The 23,331-nt window shown below is 48.4% G+C and carries 22 protein-coding genes; 12 read left to right on the top strand and 10 right to left on the bottom strand.

What is annotated here, in order from left to right:
- Nucleotides 1–29: 29 nt before the first annotated feature.
- Entirely contained in the window at nucleotides 30–239 is a 210-nt protein-coding gene (locus tag FPE01S_RS23175) for a hypothetical protein (RefSeq protein ID WP_046371492.1), read from the bottom strand.
- 457 nt (nucleotides 240–696) lie between these two features.
- Here FPE01S_RS23175 and FPE01S_RS23170 point away from each other — a divergent pair, with 457 nt between their 5' ends.
- Nucleotides 697–1,269 carry a hypothetical protein gene (locus FPE01S_RS23170; protein WP_046371491.1) on the top strand — a complete coding sequence of 191 codons (573 nt, stop codon included), beginning with the start codon at nucleotides 697–699 and terminating at the stop codon, nucleotides 1,267–1,269.
- A 29-nt stretch (nucleotides 1,270–1,298) separates the two neighbouring features.
- On the opposite strand, the gene FPE01S_RS23165 is transcribed toward FPE01S_RS23170, so the two are convergent.
- On the bottom strand, nucleotides 1,299–2,714 hold the full coding sequence (locus FPE01S_RS23165; RefSeq protein ID WP_046371490.1) for an aminotransferase-like domain-containing protein: 1,416 nt from the start codon (nucleotides 2,712–2,714) through the stop codon (nucleotides 1,299–1,301).
- Between the two features lie 92 nt (nucleotides 2,715–2,806).
- On the opposite strand from FPE01S_RS23165, the gene FPE01S_RS23160 reads away from it, so the two are divergent.
- Nucleotides 2,807–3,229, top strand: a complete 423-nt coding sequence (locus FPE01S_RS23160) for a GNAT family N-acetyltransferase (RefSeq protein WP_046371489.1) — start codon at nucleotides 2,807–2,809, stop codon at nucleotides 3,227–3,229.
- Here FPE01S_RS23160 and FPE01S_RS23155 read toward each other — a convergent pair.
- Entirely contained in the window at nucleotides 3,220–3,903 is a 684-nt protein-coding gene (locus FPE01S_RS23155; protein WP_245624053.1) for a Crp/Fnr family transcriptional regulator, read from the bottom strand. The two genes, FPE01S_RS23160 and FPE01S_RS23155, sit on opposite strands and share 10 nt — an antisense overlap.
- Nucleotides 3,904–4,080: 177 nt before the next feature.
- Here FPE01S_RS23155 and FPE01S_RS23150 point away from each other — a divergent pair, with 177 nt between their 5' ends.
- The 7 genes from FPE01S_RS23150 to FPE01S_RS23120 all read left to right on the top strand — a co-directional run bounded on the left by FPE01S_RS23150 (nucleotide 4,081) and on the right by FPE01S_RS23120 (nucleotide 13,599).
- Entirely contained in the window at nucleotides 4,081–4,638 is a 558-nt protein-coding gene (locus tag FPE01S_RS23150; protein WP_046371531.1) for a PhnA domain-containing protein, read from the top strand.
- A 4-nt stretch (nucleotides 4,639–4,642) separates the two neighbouring features.
- Nucleotides 4,643–6,274 (top strand): SulP family inorganic anion transporter, encoded by a 1,632-nt coding sequence (locus tag FPE01S_RS23145; protein WP_046371487.1) that lies wholly within the window; start codon nucleotides 4,643–4,645, stop codon nucleotides 6,272–6,274.
- Nucleotides 6,275–6,414: 140 nt separating this feature from the next.
- Entirely contained in the window at nucleotides 6,415–7,020 is a 606-nt protein-coding gene (locus tag FPE01S_RS25260; RefSeq protein ID WP_052956123.1) for a TetR/AcrR family transcriptional regulator, read from the top strand.
- A gap of 1 nt (nucleotide 7,021) precedes the next feature.
- Nucleotides 7,022–8,404 carry an aldehyde dehydrogenase gene (locus FPE01S_RS23135; protein ID WP_245624052.1) on the top strand — a complete coding sequence of 461 codons (1,383 nt, stop codon included), beginning with the start codon at nucleotides 7,022–7,024 and terminating at the stop codon, nucleotides 8,402–8,404.
- A gap of 53 nt (nucleotides 8,405–8,457) precedes the next feature.
- The gene (locus tag FPE01S_RS23130; RefSeq protein ID WP_046371486.1) at nucleotides 8,458–11,214 is read left to right on the top strand and encodes a TonB-dependent receptor; all 2,757 of its coding nucleotides are present in this window, start codon (nucleotides 8,458–8,460) and stop codon (nucleotides 11,212–11,214) included.
- A 22-nt stretch (nucleotides 11,215–11,236) separates the two neighbouring features.
- Entirely contained in the window at nucleotides 11,237–12,505 is a 1,269-nt protein-coding gene (locus FPE01S_RS23125; RefSeq protein ID WP_052956122.1) for a parallel beta-helix domain-containing protein, read from the top strand.
- Nucleotides 12,505–13,599: an SO2930 family diheme c-type cytochrome gene (locus tag FPE01S_RS23120; protein ID WP_046371485.1), complete on the top strand. Its 1,095-nt coding sequence runs from the start codon at nucleotides 12,505–12,507 to the stop codon at nucleotides 13,597–13,599. Before FPE01S_RS23125 ends, FPE01S_RS23120 begins: the two co-directional genes overlap by 1 nt.
- Before the next feature lie 31 nt (nucleotides 13,600–13,630).
- On the opposite strand, the gene FPE01S_RS23115 is transcribed toward FPE01S_RS23120, so the two are convergent.
- The 3 genes from FPE01S_RS23115 to FPE01S_RS23105 form a co-directional block, all read right to left on the bottom strand.
- Nucleotides 13,631–15,076 (bottom strand): family 43 glycosylhydrolase, encoded by a 1,446-nt coding sequence (locus FPE01S_RS23115; RefSeq protein WP_052956121.1) that lies wholly within the window; start codon nucleotides 15,074–15,076, stop codon nucleotides 13,631–13,633.
- 39 nt (nucleotides 15,077–15,115) lie between these two features.
- On the bottom strand, nucleotides 15,116–16,204 hold the full coding sequence (locus FPE01S_RS23110; protein WP_046371484.1) for a fatty acid desaturase family protein: 1,089 nt from the start codon (nucleotides 16,202–16,204) through the stop codon (nucleotides 15,116–15,118).
- A gap of 106 nt (nucleotides 16,205–16,310) precedes the next feature.
- Nucleotides 16,311–16,778, bottom strand: a complete 468-nt coding sequence (locus FPE01S_RS23105; protein ID WP_046371483.1) for a GNAT family N-acetyltransferase — start codon at nucleotides 16,776–16,778, stop codon at nucleotides 16,311–16,313.
- 74 nt (nucleotides 16,779–16,852) lie between these two features.
- Between FPE01S_RS23105 and FPE01S_RS23100 the strand changes: the two genes are divergently transcribed.
- From FPE01S_RS23100 to FPE01S_RS23090, 3 genes are all read left to right on the top strand, one after another.
- Nucleotides 16,853–17,194: a hypothetical protein gene (locus FPE01S_RS23100; RefSeq protein WP_157474142.1), complete on the top strand. Its 342-nt coding sequence runs from the start codon at nucleotides 16,853–16,855 to the stop codon at nucleotides 17,192–17,194.
- 98 nt (nucleotides 17,195–17,292) lie between these two features.
- Nucleotides 17,293–18,231, top strand: a complete 939-nt coding sequence (locus tag FPE01S_RS23095; RefSeq protein WP_046371481.1) for a sterol desaturase family protein — start codon at nucleotides 17,293–17,295, stop codon at nucleotides 18,229–18,231.
- A gap of 39 nt (nucleotides 18,232–18,270) precedes the next feature.
- Nucleotides 18,271–18,861: a DUF502 domain-containing protein gene (locus tag FPE01S_RS23090; protein WP_046371480.1), complete on the top strand. Its 591-nt coding sequence runs from the start codon at nucleotides 18,271–18,273 to the stop codon at nucleotides 18,859–18,861.
- 28 nt (nucleotides 18,862–18,889) lie between these two features.
- Here the strand turns inward: FPE01S_RS23090 and FPE01S_RS23085 are convergent, their stop codons facing one another.
- The 4 genes from FPE01S_RS23085 to FPE01S_RS23070 are packed head-to-tail and all read right to left on the bottom strand — an operon-like array spanning nucleotide 18,890 to nucleotide 23,329.
- Nucleotides 18,890–20,932 carry a copper-translocating P-type ATPase gene (locus tag FPE01S_RS23085; RefSeq protein WP_046371479.1) on the bottom strand — a complete coding sequence of 681 codons (2,043 nt, stop codon included), beginning with the start codon at nucleotides 20,930–20,932 and terminating at the stop codon, nucleotides 18,890–18,892.
- 2 nt (nucleotides 20,933–20,934) lie between these two features.
- Entirely contained in the window at nucleotides 20,935–21,504 is a 570-nt protein-coding gene (locus FPE01S_RS23080; RefSeq protein ID WP_046371478.1) for a DUF2911 domain-containing protein, read from the bottom strand.
- A 25-nt stretch (nucleotides 21,505–21,529) separates the two neighbouring features.
- Nucleotides 21,530–22,084 (bottom strand): DUF3347 domain-containing protein, encoded by a 555-nt coding sequence (locus FPE01S_RS23075; protein ID WP_046371477.1) that lies wholly within the window; start codon nucleotides 22,082–22,084, stop codon nucleotides 21,530–21,532.
- A 27-nt stretch (nucleotides 22,085–22,111) separates the two neighbouring features.
- On the bottom strand, nucleotides 22,112–23,329 hold the full coding sequence (locus tag FPE01S_RS23070) for an efflux RND transporter periplasmic adaptor subunit (protein ID WP_046371476.1): 1,218 nt from the start codon (nucleotides 23,327–23,329) through the stop codon (nucleotides 22,112–22,114).
- Nucleotides 23,330–23,331 lie beyond the last annotated feature (2 nt).

Raw genomic sequence — 23,331 nt, 5'->3', positions numbered from 1 at the left:
TAAAAGTTTAGCCGTTACCAATGGTGCCGCTATTTCTCCGGATGCAGTGTGTCCAGCGGTTTGCCTTCTTCAGATTCAGGGTCTTCATCCACTTGTTTTCCCTTGAGATCGTTTAGTGTTACTTTTTCTGCTTTGCCCCTTTCTTCACCTGGCGCTTTGTCGACTCCTTCCAGGTCTGCATTTGAAGCAATATCTGGATCAACGATCTTTTGTGGTTTGCCCGTTGTTTTCTTTTTCATGGTGATGAGTTATGTTTCAAACCATAAAAAGCAATGCCAGCTATAGCCGGGGTTAAGGCAGCCGACCTGGCTCAAACCTTCAGCCATACTGTATCCGTCCATCTGCCGGCCGGTGGGTTGTATCCCGTATTAAATATTGTTTTATTTGAGATATCTAAACGTTTTGTTAAAAACGGAATGATTTTTGACCCATAACCCAGCCGCCGGAATTAACAATCAGATCCCCAGGGGAATTGCCGGGAAGCATGGACGAAGCCAGGATGAAGCCGGGAAGCATACAGGTAGCCCCTGAGCTCACCCTAACCTGACCCTAACCTGACCCTAACCTGACCCTAAGCAGACCCTAAGCAGACCCCAACCAGACCTGCAAAAATGCAGGTAATCCGATTAATAAATTCTTGTGCTGCAACCTATCCAATATTGTATCTATTTAATAATCAGTAAACTGTGAAAAATCATGGCAATTCTTGACCAAAATCTGCTCATGCATGGAGCCAGCGGCTCCATCGACAACTATTATACCCGGCAACACCGGGGTAAAACCCTTCTCTGCCGGAAACCAACTTCAAAAGACGGCTGGAAAGCCAAAGGCGGACAAATCGAAAACCGGGAAAAGTTAAAGGCCGCCAATGCGTATGCTAACAGGGTGCTCCAGAATCCCGAACTCCTTGCGACTTACGAGGGCCTGCTCAAAAAGTACGAAAACGTGCAAAATATCGCCGTCCGCGATGCCTGGCGATCACCGGAAATTCTCGACCTGGCATTCGAACACAACAACACGGCAAAGAGACTAACTGTTACCGTTATCGCCATCGATGATACCAAAGTGGTGAGCGTGGAAGTTTTACTGATGGATTGCATTGACCAGGTGTTGTTGCATGGACAGGCCGTTCGTCACCCTTATAATCATAACAAATGGATCTTTGAAGCAGACAACGTAGCGGCATTACCGGAGCATGGGACAATTGAAGTCATCGCCTGTGACCTTCCGGGGAACAAGGCTACAGCAACCATGCTGACCGGCAATTAATATTTTGATGGTGAAGGCAGCCGCAGGCGTTAGCGCATTGCCTTCACCAGCTTTGCGAGCTGCTTCAGCCTGGGCTCCAGCTCCGGGGTCAGCAATACACCCAGGGAGATCCGCATACAGTTGTCGAACTGCGGCTGCAGTGTAAACATCCTGCCGGGCGAGAAACCAATCTTTTGCTTCAGCGCGATGTCGAAGAGTTCTGATGTGTTGACCATCCTGTTCAACTCGACCCATAAGGCAAGTCCGCCTTGTGGGCGGCTGATCCTCGTATCCGGCGGGAACCAGGTGGTGATGGCAGTCTCGTATCGCACATAGTTCTGCTGCAGCTGAACGCGTAGCTTCCGCAAATGATTCTCATATCTTCCTGAGCGTAAAAAGCTGGCAATAGCTTCCTGTGTGATCGTTGATGAGGAGATGGCATGTACCCACTTCAACCGAAGCAGTTGCTCTTTGAATTTGCCCGGCACCACCCATCCCGCACGATAACCAGGGGCCAGCGTCTTGGAAAATGAGCTGCAGAATAGCACATTGCCTTCCTGGTCATAAGTCTTGCAACATTTGGGACGTTGTGTGCTGAAATACAGATCACCATAGATATCATCTTCAATCAATGGTACCCCGTGTTTAGCCAGGAGTTCAACCACAGCTTTTTTATTTTCTTCCGGCATGCAACTGCCCAGCGGTGTATTGAAATTGGGAACGAGCAGGCAGAGGTCGATTTTTCGGGCAACTTTTTTCAGGGCATCCACTTCCACGCCCGAAACCGGATGGGTGGGAAGTTCCAGAACTTTTAATCCCAGGCTCCTCGCCAGTTGCAGGCTGCCTGGATAACAGGGAGATTCCATGGCAATGGTATTGCCAGGTTTACTCAGCGCCATCAGGCAAAAAGACAGGGCGTTCATCCCCCCTGCTGTTGTAATAATGTCGTCATCCCGCAGTTTTCCACCCCATGTGATAGACCGGGCAGCAATCATCCGCCGCAGGTTTTCATTACCCTGTAAAGGTTCGTATTCCGTCCCAGCAGCAGGAAGCCGCCGGGTCGCCTGCACGATTTCCCTGTTCAGCCTGGTAATGGGTAGAAACTCTTTGGCCGGTACACCGGTGGAGAAATTCGTGACTCCTTTAGCACCCCTGATCGAATAGACTTTCCGTAACAGATCATCCGGCTCCGGCCTGTCGGTATTGGTTGAGGGATTGCTGACAGAAGGAATCGGCAGTCTTTGAAAAGGCGGCTGGCACACAAAGTACCCCGACTGGGGTTTCGATTCGATCAGCGATTTAGCTTCCAGCTCCAGGAATACCCTTTTCGCTGTATTCATGCTGATGCCATGTTCTTCGCACAGCATCCGCACCGAAGGCAACCGGTCGCCTGGTTGTAAAACCTTGTCCCGGATCAGGCGGGCTATATTATCGGTGATGTCAGCGTAAAGAAAACTGCTTTTCATATTACAAAGGTAACTGTGTCCATATAAAAACTGAAAACTGTGACTGTGTCTATTGGTGTGCCTGGGGTAGTTTTGTTGAATAATTCATACTTATGCTGAAAGTAGAAATCAGGACGGGAAAAGAGAATATGGATATTGGCACCATATACCAGTTTCTCAGCGGAGAATCCTACTGGGCGAAAGGAATTTCTCTTGCCTTCGTAACCAGTTCTATGAACAACTCCTATTGTGTCGGGGCGTTCCACGAAGGCAGGCAGATTGGATTCGGCCGCGTAATTACGGACTACTATACATTCGCCTGGTATGCAGATTTTTTTGTGCTGCCGGAATTCCATGGACAGGGCGTCGCCAAACAAATACTCTCCCATATCGCGCAGCAGCCCTGGTCACAGCGCCTCCGTCGTACCATGCTGGGTACGCGGGATGCGCATAGCCTTTATCGTCAGTTTGATTTTAAAGAATTAAAGGTTCCCGCCAATATCATGGAAATATCAAGGCCCGACATCTACCGATAGTTCGCGATCCTGACCAGCTGTCCCACATCGTGAATTACAATCTTGCGGCCCCTGGTCTCCAGCATCCCGGCCTGTTTAAACTCCGTGAGTACCCGCACCACATTTTCCTTTGTCGTGCCCACAAGGCCGGCGAGATCTTCACGGCTCATGTTGATGATTACGCTCATACCCGGCTGGAAATCCACTTTGTATTTTTCGCGCAGCACCACCAATTGCAGGGCCAGCCTTTCACGAACTGATTTTTGCGTGAAGAGCGTGAGTCCATTGGCCAGAACACCAAATTCGTGGCTTAGATTCTTCAGCAGCCTTCGACCCAGGATGCCGGAATGGTTGAGCATATCGAGAAAGTCTTCTTTGGGAATAAAGGCGATCCGGCTTTCTTCCAGTGCTGCGGTTGAATCCGGATAACGTTCTTCGGCAAGCACGGCATGGTAGCCGATCAGGTCTCCGGCATTGGCCACATAAACAATATGTTCTCTGCCGGATTCATCCACCTTGAATTTCTTGACCTTCCCTGCCATGATATAAAAAATCCCCTGGGGATAAGCCCCTTCCCGGAAGATCAGTTCCCCTTTTTTATATACCTGTTCCAGGCGGTGTGCCATGAGTTGATCCAGGTCGTTTTCTGGCAGGCCGGAAAGTATGGATCCGCTTTTGAAATCCCACTTGTCCATGGGGAAAATTCCATTTAAACTCATAGCGAAGCAAAAATACCTTTTTAAAAATTGATATTATGCAGTTTTTCAATTGATATGGCTCAATGAAACCGGTGCCGTCCCCGGCTAATTTTGCGGGAATCCCTGACAGATATTTAAAAAATCCGGATCAAAGACTATTGAAAGCATATGAACATGAGAATTACCCAGCAGCTGCGAGAACGATGCAATGACCTTTGTGAACTGTGCAATGAGGAACAAGCCAGTGTAGCTTATGCCGTCAGCCCGAAGACAAATGAAGAAATTGAAAATGTTGTGGCGCTTTGCAACACCTGCCTGCCTTCGCTGGTAGATCCCGAGGCCGCCAATCGCTGGCGTTGCCTGGCCGGAAGTATCTGGAATCCCGAACCAGGTGTACAGGCGCTGACCTACCGGATCCTCTATGCATACAAGGATCAGGAATGGGCGAGTGAGATCATGAGTTCGGTCGAACTGGATGAATCGGTAGTCAATTGGGCATTGAGCGCCTACGAGGTGAAAGCGGTGCACAAAGACAGCAATGGCAATGCACTGGAGAATGGCGATACGGTGGTATTGACGCAAGGGTTAAATGTAAAGGGAACCAGTTTCACTGCTGCTAAAGGAACGATTGTACGGAAAATCAGGCTGGTGCCGGACAATGTCGAACAGATCGAAGGGAAGATCAACGACCAGACGATCGTGATTCTCACGAAGTACGTACGCAAATCCTGAACCGGTGTTCAAACCAAAACTCTTTACCACGTTAAAAGGCTACACCACCCTGCAACTGGGTAAAGATGTTCTGGCGGGGATCATCGTAGGAATCGTTGCATTGCCCCTGGCGATCGCCTTTGCCATCGCATCGGGCGTATCACCGGAAAAGGGACTGATTACTGCTGTAATTGCCGGCTTTATCATTTCAGTAATGGGCGGCAGCCGGGTACAGATCGGCGGACCGACGGGTGCGTTTATCGTGATTGTTTATGGCATTGTGCAGACTTACGGTATCGACGGACTGACGATTGCCACTTTTATGGCGGGGATCCTGTTGTTGATTATGGGGTTGGCGCGGATCGGATCTGTTATTAAATTCATTCCCTACCCGCTCGTCACCGGTTTTACCAGTGGAATTGCCCTGATTATTTTTGCGTCTCAGATAAAAGACTTCATGGGACTGAGCATGGGCGCTGTACCGGCGGATTTCATAGCGAAATGGGAAGGTTATATAAAGCATATCCGATCAGTGAATGTCGCAGCTGTCTGTATTGGGATGGCATCCATTCTGATCATTCAACTTACACCTAAAGTCACCAGGAGAATCCCTGGTTCATTGATTGCGCTCCTGCTGACGACTGCAGTTGTTTTAATTTTTCATCTTCCGGTGGAAACCATCGGCAGCCGGTTCGGCAGCATTACTGCATCCATTCCGTTGCCGTCGCTGCCGCATATCGATTATGCTTTAATCAAAAACCTGATTCAGCCTGCATTTGCCATCGCACTGCTTGGTGGCATTGAAAGCCTTTTGAGTGCGGTCGTCGCTGACGGGATGATCGGCAGCAATCATAAATCCAACATCGAGCTGGTGGCACAGGGCACTGCCAACATTTTTTCATCCCTTTTTGGAGGCATCCCGGCCACCGGCGCGATTGCACGTACTGCTACCAATGTAAAAAACGGCGGGCGTACACCTGTTGCCGGGATCGTCCACGCCCTTACCTTACTACTCATCATGCTGGTCGCAGGACAATGGGCCGTTTATATCCCGATGCCGGCGCTGGCGGGTATTTTGATCGTGGTAGCCTATAACATGAGTGAGTGGGAAAATTTTGTGTCGATGCTCCGGGGCCCCAAGGGTGACCGGCTTGTCCTCCTGGTGACTTTCCTGCTTACTGTTCTTGTGGATCTCACAGTGGCCATCGCGATCGGGATGATACTGGCAGCTTTCCAGTTTATGCGGCAGATGATCGAAAACAGTAAAGTAACGCAGTTTGAAGATACCGTGAATATTGACTCTGCCGGTATTCCCGCAGGCGTGGAAGTGTTCGAAATTACCGGCCCACTTTTCTTCGGCGCTGCATACAAATTCAGAGAGGCGATGCGTTTGATCGAATCTCCTCCAAAAGTCCTCATCATCCGGATGCGGCATGTGACTGTTATAGATGCTACCGGCATCAAGGCAATCCGCGAAATCCACAAAGATTCCAAACGCCACCACACCCGGCTCCTGCTTGCTGAAGTTAACGACACCGTGAAATCCGAATTGAAAACAGCAAGATTATTGTTCGCCATCGGCAAAGCGAATGTCACCCCGTCGCTGCCCGCGGCAATTGACCGGAGTCATCACCTCCTTCACGAACAACCCCTCTGACAGCTCCGCTAGCAGGTTCAGTATCTGTTGAATAACATATTACTATTTCCTAAGGTATTTAATTTTTCAAACAAATTAATTAAATGTTTGAAAAATTAAAATCTGTCCGTTATCTTCCATAACAGGATCAGACGAGAAAAATGATGAGCAAAAAGGAAGTCAATAAGGAGAAAATAGGAAAAGCCGCCATGAAATGTTTCATGAAGTTCGGCCTGGATAAAACAACACTGGATGATATCGCCCAATCTGTCGGATTGAACAAAGCATCGCTTTATTATTACTATAAAAACAAGGAAGACATATTCGTAGAAGCAGCTTTGAAAGAAGGGGAAGATTATCTTGTTTCGCTGCAACAAAAGGTTTTGGCAAAAAAGGGAGTGGAAAGCCAGGTTTCCTTTTATATGGAATCCCGGTTCAATTATTACAAGAATGTGCTCAACATGAACAGCGTTTCCGTAGAGACATTAAACAAGATCCTCCCCCGTTTTTTTGAATTGTACGAAGCGTTGATGAAACGTGAAAAGCAATTCCTATCGCTGCTGATCAAAAAGGCAATCGACGAAGGCGAACTGGAGAAAACCAATACAGAAAAGATTGCATCGGTGCTGATCAACATCAGCGATGCCTTAAAACATAGCGTGGAACAACAGGCCATTTTGAAAATGGAAAGTGAAATTGACTATTCGAACAGTCTTAAGGACATGAAGTTCCTGATTTCGCTGATGTTTAACGGGCTTAAAAAATAGTTTGAACGATTTTGCTGCCATGAGTGAATTGCATGTACTGAGAAACTTTTATGAAAGCGGCGCAACGCGTCCGTATGAATTCAGAAAACAGCAATTGCTGCTTTTGAAAGCAGCTGTGCTGAAATATGAGCAGGAAATTTACGTTGCGCTTCATACAGATCTCAAAAAAAGTGCTGAAGAAGCCTATGCCACGGAATCCGGGCTGGTGCTTGCTGAGATCAACCTGGCCCTGCGCCAGTTGCGCCGGTGGATGAAACCCCGGCGGATTCTTCCCGACCTGGTCAATCTTCCCTCCTCAGGCAGGATCCATGCTGATCCGCTGGGGGTAGTATTGATTATTGCTCCCTGGAACTACCCGCTTCAGTTATGCCTGATACCATTGGTGGGGGCTATCGCTGCCGGAAATTGCGCTGTGCTGAAACCATCAGAACTGGCACCCGCAACTTCGGCAATCATACAGAAAATCATCAGCGAGATCTACCCGCCTGCGTATATTAAAGTTGTTGAGGGCGATGGAAGTGTGGTAATCCCGGAAATGATGCAGCAGTTTCGCTTCGACCATGTATTCTATACCGGTAGTATCCCGGTGGGAAAAATCATTTACCAGCTGGCTGCCAAAACCCTCACGCCGGTGACCTTGGAACTGGGTGGCAAAAGCCCGGCCATCGTTGAAAAGGATGCCGATATAACAGTAAGTACAAGACGTATTGTACTGGGGAAATTTGCGAATGCAGGACAAACCTGCGTAGCACCGGACTATGTGCTGGTGCATGAAGATATCGCTGAAGCGTTTACCAGGAAACTGGTTCAAACGATACAGGATTTCTTCGGAAAAGATGCCCAGAAAAGTGCGGACTATGGAAAGATCATCAATGCCCGGAGATTTGACCAGCTGGCAAGCTACCTGAAAGATGGTGAACTCGTTTACGGTGGAAAAACAGACCGTACATCGCTGTATTTCTCTCCTACCGTACTGAAAAATATCACCGCGGGTTCGGCCATCATGACCGATGAAATCTTCGGGCCTGTATTGCCTATCCTGACCTTTTCCACCACGGAAGAAGCTGCCGCCATCGTAAGGCAACATCCTGATCCGCTTGCTTTTTATCTCTTTACTTCCGACAAGGTAAAAGAGAAGACGTGGTTGGATCAAACGCGCTTCGGCGGCGGCTGTGTCAACAATACCGTCTGGCACTTCGCCAATCACCGTTTCCCTTTTGGCGGAATCGGTAACAGCGGCATCGGTGCCTATCACGGTAAACATTCTTTTAACACTTTCAGCCATGAAAAAGCGGTGATGAAAACGCCGCTATGGCTGGATCCTGCTATAAAATATCCGCCATTCAAAGGAAAACTAAAATGGTTTAAGCGCTTTATCAGATAAAACGGGCCTCAAAAACTAACGATTGCAAACCTATAAACCCTCAACTGCTGCTTATGAAAGTAATCCAATCCATGCTCACTGTAGTATTGGTGTTTACTTCGGCGCTTTTATTTGCCCAGGCTGGCATTAAAGGCACGGTAAAAAACAAGGCTACAGGCGAATCCGCTCCTGCAGTATCCGTCTCCATTAAAAACTCATCTGAAGGGACCTATACGGATGACAGGGGAAGATTTACACTCAATACCAGGAAGCCCTTCCCGGTGATACTGGTGATCTCTTCCATCGGTTTTGAAACAAAGGAAGTGGAAGTGCATGACAACAATGCCAGGATCGACATTGCCATTGCTCCTGCTTCTTCATTGGGTGATGAAGTAGTGGTATCAGCAAGCCGCACCACGCAGCGGAAACTATCCTCGCCGGTCACCATTGAACAGATCAGCAGCAAGGATGTCGCTACCTCCCCACAGCTCAACTACATGGATATGGTCCAGGGCCTGAAGGGTGTTGATGTTACTGTATCAAGCATTGGGTTCACCACCATTACCACAAGAGGATTCAATACAAGCGGTAACACCAATTTCACCCAGATTGTGGATGGCATGGATAACCAGGCGCCGGGTCTGAACTTTCCCCTGGGCGGTGCCATCAGCCTTACCCAACTGGATGTGGACAATATTGAAATTCTTTCGGGTGCTTCTTCTGCCCTCTATGGTTCACGTGGCCTGAATGGTACCATGGTCATGACGGGCAAAGACCCCTTTAAGTACCAGGGGCTCAGTATGCTGATCACCCAGGGTGTCAATCACGTGAAAAGCAACAGCAGCAATGATCCGGTCGGTGCATCTCCCTACTATGACTGGGCAGTGCGTTGGGGTAAGAAGATCAACGACAAGTTTGCCTTCAAGATCAACCTGCAGTATACCGGCGCTAAAGATTGGGTAGCTACCGATACCACCAATAAAAATGGCCCGGGCACCAAATACACGGATCCGAACTACAACAGCCCCAACTATTATGGCGGTGCAACATCTGTGAATATCAACCCTTTCCTGGAATATGCCCTGGCTATGGATGAATCGCTGGCGCCTATCATTGAACCCATGCTGGGTCAACCCAACTATGTTGCCCGTACAGGCTATGGTGAGTATGGTTACCTGGATAACAACGCAAGGCTGTTTAAATCAAACGTTGAGCTCCGCTACAATATCAACTCCAGGATACAGGCGATCGCTTCGGGTACTTTCGGAACTGGTAACGTGGTGTATACGAATGATACGCGTTACCAGATCAAGGATTTCAAGGTTGGACAATACCGCCTTGAGCTGAGGAGCAACCGGTGGTTTGTACGCAGCTATCTTACCGCTGAAAACTCCGGTAAAACGCTGGTTGCCGGCCCGACCGCTCAATACATCAATGAAGGCTGGAAACCGAGTTTTGATGAAAGCACCGGCGATGGCTGGTATCCACAATATACCATGGCGCTTATCGGTGGATTGGCAACCGGTGCTTCGGCAGCTGACGCTCACTGGGCGGCAAGAGGATTTGCCGACCAGGGCCGCCCCATGCCTGGCGATCCCCAGTTTGAACAATTGAAAAGCGCCATTTCCACTACCCCGATTCCTGAAGGCGGTACTTTGTTCCAGGACAGGAGTAAACTGGTGAACACGGAAGCGCAGTATAATTTTTCGGACCTAATCAAATTTGCCAATGTAATAGCCGGAATCAACTGGCGGCTGTACAGCCTGAACAGCAAGAACACCTTGTTCCCGGATGAGAACAAGCCGATCAATGTAAATGAATACAGCGCCTATGTGCAGCTTTCCAAAAAAGTGATCAACAACAAACTGAATATCGGTGCCTCTTTCAGGCTGGATAAAAACTCGTTGTTCACATCACCTAAAGTTACTTCACGCGCATCGCTGGTTTATGAGGCTGCGAAAGAAAACTATATCCGGTTTTCCTACCAGAACGCTTACAGTTTCCCGTCCAACATCCAGGCATTGCAGAGCACCCTGAATGGCTACAACAGCTATTCTTCCGGTGGTTCCAATTTGTTGCTCATCGATCATTATCATTTTGATCAGTATGCGCCTTATACTTTGCAAAGCGTAGAGGATTACCAGAAATCAGATGATCCCGCAGCGCTTAAGAAATTTCTGTACAGCGACATCAAGCCGCAATCCGTAAATGCATTCGAACTGGGTTATTCCACCCTGATCGCCAAAAGAGTGCTGATTGATGTACTGGGATATTACTCCACCTGGCAGAACTTTATCGGGTACGCTGATGTAGCCAATACGCCCGGCACTACAGACCCTGAAGCCTTCAAGGACCACAGCACCTATATCCAGTACAATATTGCCTTCAATGGCGCGCAGACAGTAAATACCTATGGTTATGCGGCAAGTGTGAGTGTTGACCTGAGTCACAATTTCCTGGCAAAAGTCAACTACTATTCAGATTTCATGAAGAACAGGAACAACAGCCAGGTGAATAATTTCAACACACCCAACTATCACCTGAACATGGAGTTCGGCAACAATGGTTTCGGTAAGAAACAACTCTGGTCTTTCAATACCACCTTTCGCTATAAGCCCGGTTACTTTTATGTAGTGTCTGGCGGATTGGCGCAGGGTCGTGTGCCTTCCTCCGCTGTTCTTGATGCACAGGTCAGCTATAAGCTGGTGAAAGCACATTCAGGTATCCGCGTGGGTGGTACCAATGTTACCAACAAATATTATTCTACGGGTATCGCCAACCCGAATATTGGCGCAGTTTACTATGTTACTTATGCCTACAATATTTTCTAAGTCTACAAACACTGCAAATTATATGCGTAACCATTTTTGCCTGTCAGCCGTGATCGCGGCCTGTTGCCTGTTTGCTTCCTGCAGCAACCTCCCGAAAGATGCAGCTGAAAAAGCTCCCGAGTATGCCACGGAACTAACTTTTAATCCTGGTGAAGAAAGCAAGATTGTCGAAGCGCTATTGTCCCTGAAAGCCAATACGAGTATATTATTGAAAGCCGGCAAATATTCATTCGACAACCTGAGCATTGCCCAGGTAAATCATATTGCTTTAAAGGGGGAAGGAAAAGATAAGACGATACTGGATTTTTCCGGGCAAAGCCAGGGTGGCGAGGGCATCCGGATCACCAATGTGATCGGTCTGACTGTCAGCGACATGACCATCCGTGATTCCAAAGGAGACCTGTTAAAGATCAATAAAAGCCGGGATGTTGTAGTCGCCAACCTCAATGCCGTGTGGAAGACAGCTGATTCCACCAGCGGCGGCTATGCGATATACCCGGTAATGTGTAATAATGTGCTGATCGAAAACTGTTATGCCGAAGGTTCATCAGATGCCGGTATTTACGTCGGACAAAGCGACAGCGCTGTTGTGAGAAATTGTAAAGCTGCCAAAAACGTGGCAGGATGTGAGATTGAAAATACTACGAATGCATTGGTGTACAACAATGAGTTTTATAATAATACTGCCGGTTTCCTGATCTTCGACCTGCCGGGACTTTCCAAGCGGGGCGGTCATGTTAAAGCATACGACAACTACTTTCATGACAACAATTTCAGAAACTTCGCAAAAGCAGGCAGTTTCGGAACCTCCTGGGGCGTAGGCAATGCATCACCCGGAAGCGGTGTGATCATCCTGGCTACCTCTCATATCGAACTGTACCAGAACCGGATCATCAACAACAACAGCTCAGCGATCACAATTGCCTCTGGATTTGCAGTGGACGAGAAGGCTGCTGAGAAGATCAACGACAACTACGCTCCTATTTCACAGGATATCAAAATCCATAACAACACCATCGAAATGGGACCTGAGTTTCCTGCGCCTGCTTACGATCACCATATCGGTAAATTGCTGGTGGCCATTCAGCAGAAGCTGAATAAAAGGATCCCGGTGATCATGTATGATGGCATTTCCTCCAATATCATGACGAAGGGAACAGCCGCCAATCCGGACGGGATTTGTATCAACCAGCCCGGCGACAATATTTTTGTGAACGCTGATTTTCTGAACATGCAGCACCCGGAAAAGTGGAGCCCTGCTACGGATATCACTGCTTATACCTGTAAATAATGAAGAAGATCAGTTTTTTTACGCTGTTGTCGGGAGTGATTCTGGGTAGCCTTGCAGTGATGCAAAGTTGTGGAAGCGGAGCGCAAAAAAAGGAAGAAACCGTTAAAGGCAGCGCCCCGCTGGAATTCCGGGAGAAGCTTTCTGATTATGGATTTTTCGTGGGAAAACTCAGCAGTCTGCAACCGCAGTCCAATGTCATTCCTTATGAACTGGCTACTCCGCTGTTCACGGACTATGCCGTGAAGGACCGTTTCATTGTGTTGCCTGAAGGAAAGCAAATGCGTTATGTTGCCGAGGGCGCACTGGATTTTCCGGATTCCACTTTTATCATCAAAAACTTTGCCTACACGAATACAAATCATGAGAAGATCATGATCGAGACAAGGATCCTTGTCAAAGATCCATCCGACAAGCAATGGAAGGTGATGGATTACCTCTGGAACGCGGAACAGACAGAAGCGGTAAAACATATTACTGGTGCAAAATTGCCGATCACACTACTGGATGATAATGGCAAAGCCGTTTCTACGGTTTACCAGATGCCCAATACCAATGACTGCAAACGGTGTCATATCAAAAACGATGTATTGACGCCAATTGGTCCCAAAGCGAGAAATCTCAATTTTACGCCTGCTGCAATGCCTGCCAACCAGCTGGCTGTTTGGGCATCGCGTGGACTGCTGAAGGGATTACCTGATTTGAAGGCCGTGGAACAACTGCCCGACTGGAAAGATAGCAGGCACTTCAGCCTGGAACAACGGGCAAGAGCGTACCTTGATGTGAATTGTGCGCATTGCCATACCAAAGGCGGGGATGCCTACAATACCGGGCTGTTCCTGGAATATGAGCAGCAGGAGCCGCATTATCTCGGTATCGGGAAGGAACCGGTTTCAGCTGGTTCGGGTGCCGGCGGATTGAATATTGATATCATTCCAGGCGATCCGGAACATTCCATTTTGGCTTACCGGATGAACAGCACAGAACCCGCCACCGCGATGCCCGAACTCGCGAGAACCATTATTCACAAAGAAGGTGTTCAACTGATCACAGAATGGATCAAAAGTATGCCGAAGCAAAAGGTGCCAGCGAAATAAAGAAGGTTGGGGAAACCCAACCTTTACTTCATCACTTTACATAAACAAACTCCAAGGCCACTATTTGGGTACCCCCTGGCTCTTCCTGGTACCCTACGCCGTAACACCCCTGCGAACCAGGTGTGCGCAGCACTACACAATATTGCTCCTTCTTTTTGACCCTCAGGTCAACTTCAAAGCTTATCGCCCTGGGAGACCAGCCAATATTTGCCACGGGAACAGTCGCTTCAGCTAAACGATCACCGGTTGGATTGCCCTCTCTGTCAGCCTGATATACTGCTAGTTCCAGGTTCCCGTCCGGGTATCCAGACTGAAAAGAAGTGACCTTAATATGCTTTAGTGTGCCGGTTAAAAATGCAGTTATGGGTTGCGACACCGAAACCCCATTGCTTACTGCGCAGGCGACTGTTTTCCGGTTGCCTCCAACCGCCTCCCCGGGCATGCGGTAAGTATCACTGCAAACGAGCGGCTTAATTGATCCATCTGCATTAAATGAAAGCCGCGTCCAGTAAAAATTGGCCAGCGCCTCATTTTTGGCGGCATTGTTCCAGAGATCACTGCCATAGAGGATCACCTCGCCTTCAGGAAACTTGAAAGTGGACACAAAGGAAGGCTGACCGCCACAGGAATTGTCACTGATCTTAACAGGGGCAGACCATGGTCCCAATGGTGCCGGTGCCGTACGGTAGGATGTTCCGGTTCCGCTGCAATAGCCGCAGTTCGGATCGGAATACAACACGTAATAGATGCCGTTACGCTTGAACACACCCGGTGCCTCTGTTTGACCGCCAGTGATGTTGGTCACGTATTTGCCAGTGCCCGTCAGGTAGTCATCGCTCAGCTGTTCGATCACGATCGTTCCCTTCGTGCGCCAGTCCGTGAATGCCAGGTAGCACTTGCCATCATCATCCACAAAGAGGTCGTGGTCACCATTGTTCAGTTCCCCTGCCGGCATATTGCTGTTTACGGCGAGCTTTGGTTCTGCTACTTCCGTAAATGGCCCCGTGGCATTCCTACTCGTGAACACGCGGTATCCGCTGACATTGTCGTATACATTAATCCAAAGCACATATTGGCCGGTCCCTTTGTTGAACACCACGTGGGGCCGGAAACATCCATAAGTATTGCCGTTGCATCTTTTCTGCCATACCGGCGTATTGGGATCAAACAGGAAACCTTTATCTACCCAGTTTACCAGGTCGTTCGAAGCATAACATTTGAAGCCACAGAAGGGCGCATCTTTTTTCCCCCATTCAAATCCGCAATCGTAGCTCGTGCCATAGAGATAATAAGTTCCGTTGAACCATGCTATCTCACCGTCGTGTGCATCCAGCGCATTACCCAGGTTGCTGAAACGCACCAGCTGTTTTCCCTTTTCATCAAAATTGATAATCCGGGGAAATTCCCCGGGCTTTGTTTGTCCGTAAACAACAGTGCCAAACAGGAAACAAAAAACCAATGGTAGCCACGAATTCATCTTTAAACCTGGTTTGGTATAAAATAAAAAAAGTTCTTCCTATGCGCGACCCAACATCTTCAGGTAACCAAAATGCGACCGGATCGCTGCCGGTATACTTCGTTCATTATAGGGTAAATTATATACCCTTGCTTTTTCCCGTATGAGTGGTGTGATCTGGTTGTATACCGTATGGGGCAGGTTAGGAAACAGATGATGGGATGTATGGGAGTTGAAACCGCCAAAAATCCGGTTGGCCCATTTGCTTTCAGGATGGTAATCCAATGAAACGGCCAGTTGATGCTCATAATAATCGTATGGCAACTCGCCGTTCTCGTCAACTTTGGGAAACTCGGTTTCCATAGCCAGGTGAGAAATGATCAGCGTCAGCACAAAAAACAGGGACACGACCACATGCATGACGGCGAAAGCGAGTAATACCTGTGACAACGTAAGCGGCGTCAGCCAGACCGGCAGCGCAACAAGTAAAACCAGGTACATCATTTTCAGCAGGATAACTTCCGACACAAAGCCAAAGGAGTAAACCTGGTTCTTCAGGTTGGCCAGCTCCTTCTTACGCAGGTAAATGAAATCTTTTACAAAGATCCAGTGCAGGGTATAAATGGCATACAGAACCGGCGCATAAAGGTGCTGGTATCGTTGATGTCGTCGCAAGGGATGGTGTGGTGACAGCCTCATAAAGGGATTGTCGTCGATATCAGCGTCACATCCATCAACATTGGGAAAGATATGGTGCGATGCGATATGTCTTTTCTGCCACAGGCGGGAATTCACGCCCTGCAGGTTGAACACCAGGTAGAATACGATGCTATTGATGCGCTTATTGTCGGTGAATGTGCCGTGTATGCAATCATGGGCGCAGTTGAAAGCCAACAGGATCCCCGTCAGCCCGAACAGTATATAAATAAGAATCAGAAAAACCAGGTTGGACTGAATGATGGGAAAGTAAATGCCGGAATAGAGCGTAATATATATCAGTGAATAACAGGCGAACTTGGTGAGCATTTCTCTTTTCGCCAGCCGGAGTTTTTCGTTGTCCAGCAGATCAGCAACATCCTGTTTCAGTTCAGCGTAAAAAAGCGAACTCTTTTTCCTGAACTTAATTTTTAACGGTTTAGCCGGGGTCATGCGGGTTTACTTACAACAGGCAATAACACCTGAATTGAAGTAAATCAAATACTGGCACAAACGAAAATTACCGATCCTAATATTTCGTTAACTGACTTGCGGAATACTAATCAACCGCCCACTCATAATTGAGCCAATCCCGGTTTTCACTTGCGCCCAGGCGTTCGTAAAAGGCCTTACCGGCTTCATTCCAGGGAGCGACAGTCCATTTGATCTGGCAACAGTTGTTCTCCCGGGCTTCCTTATAAAGTGCCTTCATCAGCATTTCACCGATTTTTTGCGAGCGGTGGGATTCTGCAACAAACAGCTCCTTCAGGAAGATTGCCGGCCTGTTCCGGGCGGTATAGGGCAGGAAATAATAGACCAGCATTCCTGCAATCTCCCCGCCATTTTCCGCTACCAGGCAATAAAAGTCCGGCGGATCTTTCCGGAATCCACTCTCCCGCACTATTTCCGGCGTAATGGCAAAATCATCCAGGTAGTGCTCAAATACCGCCAGGTCTTTCATCAAAACCCACAGTTGATCGCTATCTGCTTCGATTGCTTTCCGAATGATGATCTTTTGGCCGTCCATTATTTAAAAGTATTGAAGTTTAACGCCTAATTCTATGAACAAATGCCTATATTCAGAAATCATTACCCGCAAAGGTGAATAATTTTTTAGCCGTCATAACCCGATGCGTATTGCTGGTGGTCATGGTCAGTCATGTTATCGTGTACCTGATCCTGCCGGGGTCCGAGAATTGCATGGACAGCAACAACTGCTATTCCATGGAAAAGCAGCATAAAACATCCGTCAATACGACGGGTTACGACTTCGATGGTATCGAGCACACCCTGCAAGCGGTACAGATCGGGGCGTTCACGATGAACCGGTTATCATTTGAAAGAATCATCTCAGATATCAGCCTGCCAGGTTACCCTGTGCCTGCCGCATATGACCTGGCTTCGGTTTATCCCGATAGCCTGGTTCCGCCCCCGTGGAACTGATCTTCCCTAACCGAATCTTTCAGTATCAGCATTCCAAACTTTCATTTTAACCATGGTGTTGTGGCCAGTTACGGCGCAATCCAAATCAAAAGCAAGCAATGTTTTTAGACCTGTTCGGCGCAGCGAAAATACCCTTTGAACATATTACGCACCTGGAAAAACAATCCGGCGACCTCATTGTGTATGCGATCCCTTTTATGGCTTTTTTCACTTTCCTTGAAATCTACATTTCTCACCGTAACGAAGGGAAAAAATACAATACAAAAGAAAGCCTTGGCTCCCTGTTTGTAGGCCTGGGAAATGTGGCGCTCAACCTGGTGATCAAAGTCGGACTGATCTATTGCACCGTATTTGTGTACAACCTTGTCCCCTGGCGGATGGCGCTGAACTGGTGGACCATCATTCCCTGCATCCTGATCTACGATCTTTGCAGTTATGCAGCACATGTGACTTCGCATTATTGCCGTTTCTTCTGGGCTACCCACGTGGTACACCATACGGCTGAACACTATAATCTCACCGTTTCTTTTCGCCTCAGCTGGGTGCAGCATTTCAAGATCTTCTTCTTTCTGCCGGTTGCGTTCCTCGGATTTCATCCGGTAGTTTTCTTCCTGGTGAACCAGATCGGTGTCTTGTTCCAGTTCTGGCAACATACAGAGTACATCACCAAACTGCATCCCATCATTGAAAAATACATTGTTACCCCTTCCAACCACCGGGTGCATCATGGGTCAGATGAGAAGTACCTGGATAAGAATTTCGGGGTGATCTTTGTGTTCTGGGATAAACTCTTCGGCACCTTCACCCCCGAGCAGGAAAGGCCTACCTACGGGATCACGACCCCGATTGATACCAGCATGAACCCCCTGTATCTGAACTTTCATGAGTACCAGGAAATGGTGACTGATATCAAAGGCGCAAAAGGATTCCGGCAAAAGATGTTCTTCCTGTTTGGCAGTCCCACCAAAATTGCCCTCCATAAGAAGCAGATGGCTGCAGCGGCACAAACGGCTGTGAGTGTGGAGACCCGCGCCTAATCCGTCAAATTGTGATAATTTGGATGGAAAGGCGATTTTATGAAAAAGGTTTATAAAATTATCTGGCGGCACGTTATTACCGGCTTCATTTTCATTATGCCCGTTCTGATCACATTTGCTGTAATCAGTAAATTCTGGAAGAAATTCCTGGTTATGGGAGGGAAAGTAACGAAGCTGCTTCATATAGACACCGTATTGGGGCCGGGTGGAGATGCCGTCATTGCTGTCATCCTTTTTCTGCTGATTTGCATCATAGCAGGTTTCCTGGTGAAGATGACGCTATTTAAACGGATGAGTGACTGGCTGGATGGCAAACTCGCTGATTTTGTGCCGGGTTACGGCGATCTTAAGAAAGAAACTGAAGTAAAGATTGGGACGGCAACGGTTAAGGAAGATGTTTATGAGACCTGTATGGTGCATACCGATGGCTACTGGAAACCTGCTTATTTAATTGATGTTGACGCCAATGATAACGCAACGGTTTTTATTCCCGCAGCCCCCGTTTTTTCCAATGGACAGGTAGTGGTTGTTCCTGCCGGTACATATAAAAAACTCCCGATCGATTCGGGCGTGTTGAATTCCCACCTGAAGAAACTGGGTAAAGGATTGCCTACCGGCTTTTATATTTAGACGGTAACAGGAATTGCATTGGTAGCAGTCACTGCTTCACTTTCAGCAGACTGGCATTGATCGCCACCACTACCGTGCTGACACTCATCAGGACTGCACCTGCCGCGGGACTCAGTAAGATTCCAGCCTTGTACAACACGCCGGCGGCAAGCGGAAGGGCAAAAATATTATAACCGGTGGCCCAGGCGAGGTTCTGGATCATCTTCCGGTAGGTGGCTTTGCCAAAAAGAATGAGGTTTACTATGTCTTTCGGATTACTGTTCACCAACACGATACCGGCGGTTTCAGCAGCGATATCGGAACCGGAGCCAACTGCTATCCCGATATTGGCCTGTGCCAATGCAGGTGCGTCATTCACCCCGTCGCCGGTCATTGCTACAAATTCCCCCTTATCCTGCAACTCTTTTATCTTTTGTAGTTTCTCATGCGGCAGCACCTCAGCAAAAAAGCTGTCCATTCCCAGTTGCTTGCTGACGCTCTCCGCCACCTGCCGGTTATCGCCAGTAAGCAACACCGATCTGATCCCGTTTTCACGCAGGGTCTGAATGGCTTCCGCGGACTCCGGCCGGATGGTATCGGCCAGCGAAATATATCCCGCCAGCCTGTCGTCCAGGAGCACAAAAACCACTGTTTCATCTGCTGCGGGACGAAAGCTACCGGGAATGGAGATGTTGGTTTCCTTCAAATAACCAGGACTCACCACTTTGACCAGCCGGCCTTCTACTATTGCCTCCACTCCTTTCCCCGTAATGGCCGTAAAGTTTTCAGCCAGCGGTACAGGTACAGAAGATGCTTTAGCTTTCTGCAGAATACCTGTGGCAATGGGATGTTCGGAGTTCTGCTCCAGTGCGGCGGCATACCGCAGCAAATCCGTTTCAGTAAGTTCGTTCAGCAGGACGACGATTTTCGATACTTCAAATTTTCCAATGGTCAACGTACCAGTCTTGTCAAATACCAGCGTGGTTATTTTACGGGAATTCTCAAAGGCAGTCCGATTTTTGATCAGCAAGCCATTTCGGGCAGACAAAGAAGTAGATTTAGCCACAACCAGCGGAATGGCCAATCCCAATGCGTGCGGGCAACAAATGACAATAACTGTTACCATCCTTTCGATGGCAAATGCCAACGTGCTCCCGGAAAGATACCAGATGAAAAAAGTAACCAGACCCGCCACGATAGCGATCAGGGTCAGCCAGCGGGCTGCTGTATCTGCCAGGAGCTGCGTTCGCGACTTCGATTGTTGCGCGTCCTGCACCAGCCGGATCACCTGGGAGAGATAAGAATCCTTTACGCCATGCAAAACGGTCACCCTGATTGCACCATTGCCATTGATAGAACCGGCAATAACCTTATCGCCCTTTTTCTTCTCTACCGGTTTCGATTCACCGGTAAGCAGGCTTTCGTTCACATAGCTTTCTCCGGAAGCGATCAGTCCGTCAGCTGCTACTTTCTCCCCCGGCTTGATGAGGATGACATCATTTTCTTTCAGCGTAGCTGTTTTCACGTCCATCACTTGTTCGCCGTGAACAAGGTGGGCATCATCAGGCATCAGCTGAACCAGCAACTCCAGTTCCCGGGATGCCCCTGCAATGGATTTCATTTCGATCCAATGACCCAGCAACATGATCAGTATCAACGTTGCCAGCTCCCAAAAGAAATCCATCCCCTGCAGGCCGAATATTGTCGCCACACTATACCCATAGGCAACGGTAATGGCAAAGCCGATCAGGGTCATCATACCGGGCGCCCTGTTTTTTATTTCTTCCCACCACCCCTTCAAAAAGGGCCAGCCACCATAAAAAAAGATAATGGAAGAAAGTAACAGCAGAACATATTGACTTCCCGGGAAACTGAAATGAATTTTCAGCCAGTGCTGGATCATTTCCGATAACAGCATCACCGGTACCGTCAGCACCAGCACGATGTAAAACCTTTTTTTGAAATCGTTGATCATCATCGCATGATGATCATGACCGGCATGGCCCATGGGAACATTATGCTGTTCCTGGTGCTGGTGCTGATGCTGATGTTCTTGCAGGTGCTGCGGTTTATGTTGGTGCTGATGTTCCATGATCAATTGTTTATGCTGAATGGAAATTCGATTATAATTTGTTCCCAGGCCATCGCAATCTTACCCGCATTTCTGGTGGTGCCGGTGATAAAGTACTGCAATCGCTCGGTATGCCCATTTTTTTTCGGCCTGACTTTCAGCCTGACAGCATCATCTTTCTGATCGTATTCCGAGGCCAGGTGTTGTTGCCAGTGACGGTTGATGATGACCATCCATTCCTTTTTGCCGGGAATGGTAAACAAGGCATACTTTCCCGGGGCCAGTTCCTTGCCGGCGATGATCATCGTCTTTCCGATTTCAATGGTCGTTGCATCGTGGGCGCCGGTCACCCAAACTTCATCATAGGGCACGAGTCCGCCCCAAATCACTCTTTTTCTCACAGCAGGTGAATGATAAGCTATCCTGATGCTATCCCCCGAAACAACCCCCACCGCCATAGCGTTGATGCTCTTTTTTGATGTATCTTTTACCAGGTTGGGGTTATAACACACTTCAGTTGCCTGCGCACTGGCTTCCAAAGATCCCGTTACCAGGAAGAGCAGTATAACTGATAAACGCAATAGGTATTTCATTGTTTGAGAAATCATGGTAATGGAATTATTTGATACTGTCTTTCACTTCCCCGCAGGTTTTCATTTTCTCACCGAAATACGGATTGACAATCTTCCTGCCGGAACTAATCCAATAGGCGCCTTTATCGTTCAGCGCCATGGGACAGAAATCGATATACAACTCGCCACTAGATAGTCCCGATTTTTTCGCCAGCGTGATCAATGCATCGCTCATGGTTGAATACGCTTCCCGCTGGGCATTGATATCGGTTGCTGACGAGATCTTTGCCGCGCTGGCCGCCAAGGTCACGCCATCGGCCATTTCCTTGCTACCGGCCTCAATCGCATTAGCCGCTACGCTGGCTTCATTCGCATCATCATTGGTCAAGGCTGTGGTGAGGTGAATGTAGTGCTGGTAGACGGCATTGAGCTTGTCTTCTTTGAATTTCGCCTTTTCCGGAGTTGCTGCTGCAGGAGCAGTTGCCGTTGCCGTACTGTCATGACCCTCATGACCGGCGTTCCGGTCAGTTTTTCCTTCCCCGCAAGACACCATAAAGATCAATGCTGTTAATGCCGTCATGGTCGTGTTGATTGTTTTCATTGCTTTGGTTGATTATGATTTTTTTGCCTATTGATGATGGTGACCGGTCATAGGATCCGCACCTTTTTTCAAAATGAATTCACTGTTCAGCAGGTAAGCCCCGGTCACCACTACACGATCACCCGTTTCCAGTCCCCCCAGCACTTCGATCATGGCCTCGGTTTCCGCACCTGCCTGAATCATCCGGGGTTCGAATCTTCCCTTCGCCGTCTCCAGCCATACATGCAAGCCTTTCCCTTCACGGATCACTGCATTGACAGGCAGGATCAGTGATTTGCCCGGTTGCCGGTGGGGTATTGATATGCGTGCCTGTAATCCCGGCTGCCAGTGGTTGCCGGGATTCGAAATGGAGCCCCTGACCTGGGTGAGCTGACTTCCGGCCTGATATGATGGATTGATAAACTGAATGGTCATGTTTTGTGGTTGTTCTTCCCACCCGGGAATGATAACGGTAACAGGCTGTCCGATAGTTATTGAAGCAAGATCGGCAGGATATGCATCGGCTTCTACCCATAATTTGTCATATCCTTCCAGCCGCATGATGCCACCACCTTCAGCTACATATTGCCCTTCCGTCACCATCAGTTCCGACACCACACCACCTGACGGGGCGGGATAGATTACAAAGGGATCGGTTTTCTGAGCACTGATCAGTTGGTCCAGTTGAGCCGGAGTGCGGGAATAGAGCAACAGTTTCTGCCGGGCTGCCTTTTCAATCTGCCGGAAACGTTCGTCTTCCGGAAATTGTTTCGCCTGTGCAACTGCCAACAGGAATTCCTGTTGCAATACAGCCAGTTGTTCTGAGTAGATCCGGTACAGTGGTTGGCCCCGTTCCACCTTTCTGCCCAGTTCCTTAATGTACAGATTCTCAATTCTTCCCTGCATGCGGCTGGAGATCACGGTGGTCTGCTCCGGATCCACCACCAGTCGCCCATTAAGCGATTTGGAAGCGGCAAAATCACCGCTACCCACCAGTACCGTACTGATATTGGCCAGCGCCACCTGGCTTTCATTTAAAGTGAGAAATGACACGGCATTGTTCTTGTCAAAAGGCACGAGATCCATTCCACAAATGGGACAGGTTCCGGGAGCCTCCTGTACGATCTGCGGATGCATAGAACAGGTATAGGTCTGCTTTTTTTTGCTTTTAGCCGATCCTTTATTATCGCTGCTGCAGGCCATCAGCAACACTGCTGGTAAGATGGCAACAGCAGCCAGATTTTTTATGAATGCTATTCGTCGCATTT

Source organism: Flavihumibacter petaseus NBRC 106054 (assembly GCF_000974785.1).
GTDB lineage: Bacteria > Bacteroidota > Bacteroidia > Chitinophagales > Chitinophagaceae > Flavihumibacter > Flavihumibacter petaseus.
Note: the sequence above shows the minus strand (reverse complement) of the source record. Positions and strands in the feature narration are given on the sequence as shown.

Coding starts and splice junctions, on each gene's coding strand:
- FPE01S_RS23175 (WP_046371492.1), bottom strand. CDS start 239: ATGAAAAAGAAAACAACGGGCAAACCACAAAAGATCGTTGATCCAGAT.
- FPE01S_RS23170 (WP_046371491.1), top strand. CDS start 697: ATGGCAATTCTTGACCAAAATCTGCTCATGCATGGAGCCAGCGGCTCC.
- FPE01S_RS23165 (WP_046371490.1), bottom strand. CDS start 2,714: ATGAAAAGCAGTTTTCTTTACGCTGACATCACCGATAATATAGCCCGC.
- FPE01S_RS23160 (WP_046371489.1), top strand. CDS start 2,807: ATGCTGAAAGTAGAAATCAGGACGGGAAAAGAGAATATGGATATTGGC.
- FPE01S_RS23155 (WP_245624053.1), bottom strand. CDS start 3,903: ATGGACAAGTGGGATTTCAAAAGCGGATCCATACTTTCCGGCCTGCCA.
- FPE01S_RS23150 (WP_046371531.1), top strand. CDS start 4,081: ATGAGAATTACCCAGCAGCTGCGAGAACGATGCAATGACCTTTGTGAA.
- FPE01S_RS25260 (WP_052956123.1), top strand. CDS start 6,415: ATGATGAGCAAAAAGGAAGTCAATAAGGAGAAAATAGGAAAAGCCGCC.
- FPE01S_RS23130 (WP_046371486.1), top strand. CDS start 8,458: ATGAAAGTAATCCAATCCATGCTCACTGTAGTATTGGTGTTTACTTCG.
- FPE01S_RS23125 (WP_052956122.1), top strand. CDS start 11,237: ATGCGTAACCATTTTTGCCTGTCAGCCGTGATCGCGGCCTGTTGCCTG.
- FPE01S_RS23120 (WP_046371485.1), top strand. CDS start 12,505: ATGAAGAAGATCAGTTTTTTTACGCTGTTGTCGGGAGTGATTCTGGGT.
- FPE01S_RS23115 (WP_052956121.1), bottom strand. CDS start 15,076: ATGAATTCGTGGCTACCATTGGTTTTTTGTTTCCTGTTTGGCACTGTT.
- FPE01S_RS23110 (WP_046371484.1), bottom strand. CDS start 16,204: ATGACCCCGGCTAAACCGTTAAAAATTAAGTTCAGGAAAAAGAGTTCG.
- FPE01S_RS23105 (WP_046371483.1), bottom strand. CDS start 16,778: ATGGACGGCCAAAAGATCATCATTCGGAAAGCAATCGAAGCAGATAGC.
- FPE01S_RS23095 (WP_046371481.1), top strand. CDS start 17,293: ATGTTTTTAGACCTGTTCGGCGCAGCGAAAATACCCTTTGAACATATT.
- FPE01S_RS23090 (WP_046371480.1), top strand. CDS start 18,271: ATGAAAAAGGTTTATAAAATTATCTGGCGGCACGTTATTACCGGCTTC.
- FPE01S_RS23085 (WP_046371479.1), bottom strand. CDS start 20,932: ATGGAACATCAGCACCAACATAAACCGCAGCACCTGCAAGAACATCAG.
- FPE01S_RS23080 (WP_046371478.1), bottom strand. CDS start 21,504: ATGAAATACCTATTGCGTTTATCAGTTATACTGCTCTTCCTGGTAACG.
- FPE01S_RS23075 (WP_046371477.1), bottom strand. CDS start 22,084: ATGAAAACAATCAACACGACCATGACGGCATTAACAGCATTGATCTTT.
- FPE01S_RS23070 (WP_046371476.1), bottom strand. CDS start 23,329: ATGCGACGAATAGCATTCATAAAAAATCTGGCTGCTGTTGCCATCTTA.